General features: G+C 57.1%; 6 protein-coding genes and 1 pseudogene. All 7 read right to left on the bottom strand.

Features of this window, described 5'->3' with window-relative positions:
• Positions 1-295, bottom strand: a 295-nt coding sequence (locus tag AWU74_RS03780) for a YraN family protein (RefSeq protein ID WP_162504761.1), incomplete at its 3' end; no start/stop codon positions are given.
• 117 nt (positions 296-412) lie between these two features.
• Entirely contained in the window at positions 413-1,834 is a 1,422-nt protein-coding gene (locus AWU74_RS03775; RefSeq protein WP_062327753.1) for a sodium ion-translocating decarboxylase subunit beta, read from the bottom strand.
• Positions 1,835-1,843: 9 nt separating this feature from the next.
• Positions 1,844-3,922: a sodium-extruding oxaloacetate decarboxylase subunit alpha gene (gene oadA, locus AWU74_RS03770; protein ID WP_062327752.1), complete on the bottom strand. Its 2,079-nt coding sequence runs from the start codon at positions 3,920-3,922 to the stop codon at positions 1,844-1,846.
• 14 nt (positions 3,923-3,936) lie between these two features.
• On the bottom strand, positions 3,937-4,179 hold the full coding sequence (locus AWU74_RS03765; protein WP_062327749.1) for an OadG family protein: 243 nt from the start codon (positions 4,177-4,179) through the stop codon (positions 3,937-3,939).
• Positions 4,180-4,241: 62 nt separating this feature from the next.
• Entirely contained in the window at positions 4,242-4,370 is a 129-nt protein-coding gene (locus tag AWU74_RS13150; RefSeq protein WP_306700278.1) for a hypothetical protein, read from the bottom strand.
• 147 nt (positions 4,371-4,517) lie between these two features.
• Positions 4,518-4,898 (bottom strand): annotated as a pseudogene (locus tag AWU74_RS03760) (transposase); the annotation flags it as partial.
• A 14-nt stretch (positions 4,899-4,912) separates the two neighbouring features.
• A partial coding sequence (locus AWU74_RS03755) for a transposase (RefSeq protein ID WP_162504759.1) occupies positions 4,913-5,201 on the bottom strand: 289 nt, incomplete at its 5' end.

Here is a 5,201-nt window from a genome sequence, read left to right as displayed (position 1 = left end):
ACCATAACATAATCTTCTTTTCATAACCTGAAAAATATTTCTTGGCATATGCAATATCTTTGCAAAACTTATCATATAATTTATTTATATTATTTGGAGACTTATCTTTAACATACTGTAATCCCGTTATTAAATGCATTGCTACTTCACAAATATATACTGTTTTTTCATTTAGGTTGATTCCAATAACGTCTATTTCACCCTGAATATCCGGTATATAAAAATTCACCCGTACAAATTCACATTTCTTTATATATTGTAAATATGCTGCTACAATATCTTCACCTACGTTCATACTATCTTCCTATAGTTTTAATGTGCCTGTCTCGCTTAATTCCTCGTATACCGTGCGCGCCCGTCCGCCGCATAAAAAACCGGCTCCGTTTCCGAAGCCGGCTCTGGGGTTCCGCCGCTATTTGGCGTAGGTGGCGATAAACACGCCCGCCGCAATCGCGGTGCCGATAACGCCCGCAACGTTCGGTCCCATTGCGTGCATGAGCAGGAAGTTTGACGGGTCGGAATCCATTCCGACCTTGTTTGACACGCGCGCCGCCATTGGGACGGCGGACACGCCCGCCGAGCCGATAAGCGGGTTAATCTTTTCCTTTAAGAACAGGTTCATGAACTTTGCCATAAGCACGCCGCCCGCAGTTGCCACCGCAAACGCGAACAAGCCCAGCGCGATGATTCCGATAGAGCCGGGGTTCATGATTTTTTCCGGCGTCATCTGCGAGCCGACCCCCAGCGACAGCAGGATAGAGACGATATTCAGCATCTCATTTTCCATAGTCTTGCTCAAACGGTTTATCACGCCGATTTCCTTCACGAAGTTGCCGAACGACAGCATGCCGATAAGCGGCGCCGCCGCCGGGATAAACAGAATCGCCAGCGCCAGCACCACGAGCGGAAAGAGTATTTTCTCTGTCTTCGACACCGCGCGGAGCTGCTTCATCTTAATTCGGCGTTCTTTTTCGCTGGTCAAAAGCTTCATAATCGGCGGCTGAATCATCGGCACGAGCGCCATATACGAATACGCCGCTACCGCGACTACGGCCATCATCTCCGGCGCCAGCTTGCCCGCAACATAAATTGTCGTGGGTCCGTCCGCGCCGCCGATAATCGAAATCGCGCAGGCTTGCAGCATGTGGTAATCGATTCCCGGAATCAGGTTGAACAGCGCGACGCCGAACAGCGTGACAAACACGCCCAGCTGCGCCGCGCCGCCCAAAAGCGCCGTCTTGGGGTTCGCAATCAGCGGGCCGAAGTCCGTCATCGCGCCGATTCCCATAAATATGAGCATAGGGAAGAATTCGTTGCCCACGCCCGCGTCGTAGACGATTTTGAGCATGCCCGAATGCTCGGCGTACATTCCGCCGCCCGGAATGTTCACGAATATCGTGCCGAAGCCTATCGGGACAAGCAGCAGCGGCTCAAAGCCCTTCGCTACGCCCAGATACACGATAAGAAACCCGACCGCCACCATAAAGAACCGCTGCCACCCCGCGACCGGCACCGTCGGTACTGCGACCGTGTACGCCGATTCTGCGACTTCGGTTTCCGGGGCTGCGGCAAACGGGTCGGCGACTTGTTCCGGCTTATCGGCAAGCGCGCTGAGTCCCGTGTTGCGCAGCGTGTTCGACAAAAACTTCGACACCGAAATGTTCGGCACCTTCTCGCTGCCCTTGATGATTGCGCCCATATTGCGGAACGACGCGACCTCACCCGTGTCGCCCGCAGCAAACGCGGTCGCCGCCACCGAATAGGCGAGCGCGATTCCGAGCATTACCAGCGTATAGCGCAGCGCCTTTTGCTTTAACGTCTTAACTCCCAGCATGTTACGCTCCTATCTGATTTCCGCAAGCGGCTGCCCGGCGGCGATAGTCGAGCCGGGCTGAGCCAAATAGTGAACCGTGCCGTTCGACGCCGCCTTCACTTCCAATTCCATCTTCATAGACTCAATTAAGATGATTGTCTGTCCCGGCGTTACCGCCGTGCCTTCCGCCAGCGTGTTTTTGAGCAGGGTGCCCGCAACCGGCGCATTCACCGCAGCGCCGCTTCCTGACGGCGCCGCCGCAAGAGCGGGCGCTGCCGGAACGGGAACCGCGACAGGCGCAGGCGGCGCAACTGCCGCGCCGCCGATTCTGCCGAGCACCTGCCCCGCCGCAATCTGGCTGCCCGGCGCGGCTCTGTAGGAAACGGTGCCGTCGGCTGTCGCCTTGATTTCAAGCTCCATTTTCATGGATTCGATTAAAAGCACCGTCTGACCGGTTTTTACCGCCGTTCCCGCCGGAATGACGTGCTTGAGCAAGGTGCCCGCGACCGGTGCGGTAATATCGGTGCCGCCCGACGCCGCTGCCGGAGCCGCGCTTGTCGACATAGTCCCGCCCGCAGGAGGCACTGTTCCCGCCGCGCCGAATGCCACGCTATACGGAGTACCGTTCACGGTGATATTCATCGTGTCTCCAGCGGGACCGGCGCTTACGCTGTATGCGGTGCCGTTTACGTTCACCGTATACGAGCCGCCTTTTGAAGGCGCCGCGCCCGGCTTCGGGAGCGCGAACGAATCCGACGAAACGGGTCCATTCGCGCGTTCGGCAAAGAACTTCGGCGCGACCTTCGGGAACATGGCGAAGGTCAGAATGTCTTCGTCGGTCTGCGCCCCCGCCGCCTTCGCTTCCGCCGAAATCCTGTCGAATTCGTTCGGCACGAGGTCTGCGGGGCGGCACGTTACGGGCGCGTCCATTTTGTTCTGCTCAAGCGCCTTTGTCACGAGGTCCGGGTTCGGCGTTGCGGGAGTCGCGCCGTAGCGTCCGGTCAAAAGGTCGCGGGTTTCCTGCGTCAGCCGCTCGTAGCGCCCGAACAGCACGTTGAACACCGCCTGTGTGCCGACGATTTGACTCGTCGGGGTAACGAGCGGGATATAGCCGCAGTCCTTCTGCACGAGCTGAATCTCTTTCAGCACGTCGTCGATTTTATTCGACGCGCCCTGCTCTTTCAGTTGGTTTTCGAGGTTGGAAAGCATTCCGCCCGGCACCTGCGATGCGAGGATTCGCGTGTCCGCGCCGAGGAAGCTAGACTCAAACCTTGCGTACTTCTTCCGCACCTCGCGGAAATACGCGGCGATTTCGAGCAATGCCTGTATGTCCAGCCCCGTATCGTAGGGTGTGCCGCGGAAAGCTTCGACGACGGTTTCGGTCGGGCTGTGCGAGGTGCCCATAGCCATAGACGAAATCGCCGTGTCGAGGATTTCCGCGCCCGCTTCCGCCGCCTTCACGAGCGTCGCCACCGAAAGTCCCGTCGTGGCGTGGGTGTGAATCTGAACCGGAATGTCAGCCTTCTTCTTAATTGCCTTCACCAAATCAAAGGCTTCGTACGGCTTCAGCAGTCCAGACATATCCTTTATGCAGACGGAATCCGCGCCGAATTCAGCGTAGGATTTGGCGAGGTCAGCGTAGATTCCCTTCGTGTGGTACGGCGTCGTAGCGTAGGAAATCGCCATTTGGACGTGTTTGCCGGTTTTTTTCGCCGCGTCGGTGGCGCGCTTCAGGTTGCGCGGGTCGTTGCAGGCGTCGAAGATGCGGAACACGTCTACGCCGTTCTTCGCCGCAAGGTCGACGAACTTGTCGACCACGTCGTCGGCGTAGTGCCGATAGCCCAGCAGGTTCTGCCCGCGGAGCAGCATCATGATTTTGGTGTTCGGCAGCGCCGCGCGGAGCTTCCGCAGGCGTTCCCACGGGTCTTCGTTCAGGAACCGTATGCACGAATCGAACGTCGCGCCGCCCCAAGCCTCAAGGCTGGCATAGCCGATTTTATCCAGCTTGGGACACGCCGGAAGCATATCGGCGAGGGTCATCCGCGTCGCGTGCAGCGACTGCTGCGCGTCGCGCAGCACCAAATCGGTGATATTCACTTTGTGTGCCATTTTGTCTTATCCCCCTAGCCCTGTTTTGCCCGCACTGCGGCGGCGATCGCAGCGATATGCGCCGTTCCCGCGCTTGCCGCCGCGGGGACGCTCGCTGCCGGAGTCTCCGCCGCCGCTTCAGCGTCGAGCTTGAGCGAATGCACTATGCGGTGAACCAGCGTCAGACACGCAATCATGACGATGATGAACGCAAACACGACGCCTATTCCCAGCAAGGTCAGCACAAGGCTTTGACCGAGCATGTAACTTATTGTCATACACCCTCCGACATATATTCCCTGTATTTATTTCGGGAAGCACTATATAGAGAAAAAAGGTTTTATTCAAGCGGCAGCCGGACGGCAACAGCCGAACAGCCGCGCTTGCCTGTCCCAAAACCCGCCGCCGTTTCTGGGTTCTGTGCTTTTCCGCCTATTCGTCCGCTCCGGCACGCCGTTTTGCCCGACATTCCGTCTCTTTTTGCACGCGGTCAGTCTTTCGTTGCCTGCAACAAGACTCTTGTTGCAGGCGTTCAGATTCGCGTTGCTTCCAACAAGACTCTCGTTGCAGGCGTTTAGACTCGCGTTGCTTCCAACAAGACTTTCGTTGCAGGCGTTTAGGTAGCGTGGACTGGAAGGTAGAGAAACAAACACCTGACATGAATGGCGGCGATGAAGGAAGCGGTGAGCTTTGCGTAGCGCGTAGCAATTCCCCGCCAGCGCTTGAGGGCGCGAAAGACGTTTTCAATGACGTGCCGTGCCCGATACAGCTCATGACTGTACGCTCTCTGCTCTTTTCGGCTTTTAACCGGAGGGATGACTGCTGTTATATCCGCTTCCTTAAGCATGTCGAGCAGTTCGTTCGTGTCATACGCCTTGTCCGCAAGAAACGCTTCCGCCTCCAAATCCTCCATAAGGAGAGGCGCTTGATTACAATCCGCGACAGTACCGCTTGTCACAATGCCGCTTGCCGGTATCCCGTACTCGTCAACCACAAGGTGTAATTTGCTGTTTAGCCCCCTTTTGTGCGGCTAATGTCCTGAGTGCCGCCGCACGCCCCGCACGCGTCCGCGTGTGCCTTGATATACGTCGAATCTATCATACGGATATCCCCGGCAGGCTCGCCTATTGCGGCGTCCGCCAGCCTTTTCCCTATTCCCTTGTCCCGCCAGCGGCAAAACCGCTTGTGTATGCTGTTCCAGTTCCCGAATTCTGGCGGTATATCCCTCCACGGAGCGCCCGTGCGCGTCTGCCATGCTGCCGCGTTGATAAACAAACGGTTGTCTTTCGCCACTCCCCCG

The organism is Treponema endosymbiont of Eucomonympha sp. (genome assembly GCF_001028545.1).
The sequence above is the reverse complement of the archived record's forward strand: the minus strand, read 5'-3'. Positions and strand labels throughout refer to the sequence as shown.